Below are 1,142 nucleotides of genomic sequence, written 5' to 3'. Positions count from 1 at the left end.
GGGCGTGGGTTCCGACTGGGGCGGGGGGGGGGGGGGGGGGGCCCCGGGGCCCCCCCCCCCCGCCCCCTGAGCACAGTCGGACCGGCCTCAGACCGCGACCGGGCCGCCGGCGGCCAGCGACCGTTCGGCCGCCGCCAGCACCTCCACCACCCGCAGGCCGAAGTCGGCCCCGCAGGGGTGCACCTCGCCGGAGGCGGCGGAGGCCAGCAGGGCGTCCACCGCCCGGTGCAGGGCCACCGTCGGTCCCTCGCCGCGCTCGGGCAGCCGGGCCACCCCGTGCTCACCGCGCAGTTCCATCGCGACGCCGCCGCCCGCGCGCGGGGCGGTCAGGCTCAGCGCCAGCGTGCTGGAGGCTCCGCCGGCGTGCCGGAGCACCAGGTGGACGGTGTCCAGCGGCCCGGCGACGGCCGTGACCTCCGTCGCGTCGCCCAGCACCGGCAGCAGGACGGACAGCGCGTGCGGGCCGACGTCCCACAGCGCGCCCTTGTCCCTGCGCCACGGCGAGGCCGCGTACGGGCTGGTGCTGCCCGGCGCGAACACCGAGCCGAGCCAGTCCGAGCGGCCGGTGAACCAGCCGCCGAGCCCGGCCTGCCGCTCGATCCACGGGATCTGCTCGCCGCCGAAGCGGACGGTGAAGAAGACCACCGAGGCGAGGCGGTGGGTGCGCGCCGCCTCGGCCACCGCCCGGGCGTCCGGCACCGTGAACGCGACCGGCTTGTCCAGCAGCAGGTGGCAGCCGGCCTCGGCGGCCCGGACCGCGAGTCCGGCCTGGACGGAGGGCGGCAGGGCGATGGAGACGGCGTCCACCTCGGCCAGCAGCCGGTCCAGGTCGCCGTACCCGGGCACGCCGTGCGCGGCGCCCAGCGCCTCGGCGGCCTCCGGGCGGCGGCCCCAGACGCCGGTGAACTCCAGCCCGGGGTGCTCGGCGAGCACGGGTGCGTGCACCCGCTCCGCCCAGGTGCCGGTGCCCAGCAGTCCGATCCGCACGTTGTCTCCGTTCCTCGGTGTGCCGCGGGCCGGGCGCGCGGCTGCCGCAGCCGGGCGCGTTCCCGCAGGTCAGCCCCGAGCGTATCGGGCAGGTCGGCTCCGCCCGCGGCGGAGCGGACACCGCGGCCGCTACGCACAGGAGCCGACCCGCGGCC

General features: G+C 79.2%; 1 protein-coding gene. It reads right to left on the bottom strand.

Features of this window, described 5'->3' with window-relative positions; genetic code table 11:
- Positions 1–87: 87 nt before the first annotated feature.
- Positions 88–987, bottom strand: a complete 900-nt coding sequence (locus ACFXOZ_RS42550) for a Gfo/Idh/MocA family protein (RefSeq protein ID WP_380595416.1) — start codon at positions 985–987, stop codon at positions 88–90.
- Positions 988–1,142: the final 155 nt, after the last annotated feature.

The organism is Kitasatospora sp. NPDC059160, assembly GCF_042755465.1.
In the GTDB taxonomy this organism is placed as follows: Bacteria; Actinomycetota; Actinomycetes; order Streptomycetales; family Streptomycetaceae; genus Kitasatospora.
The sequence above is the reverse complement of the archived record's forward strand: the minus strand, read 5'-3'. Positions and strand labels throughout refer to the sequence as shown.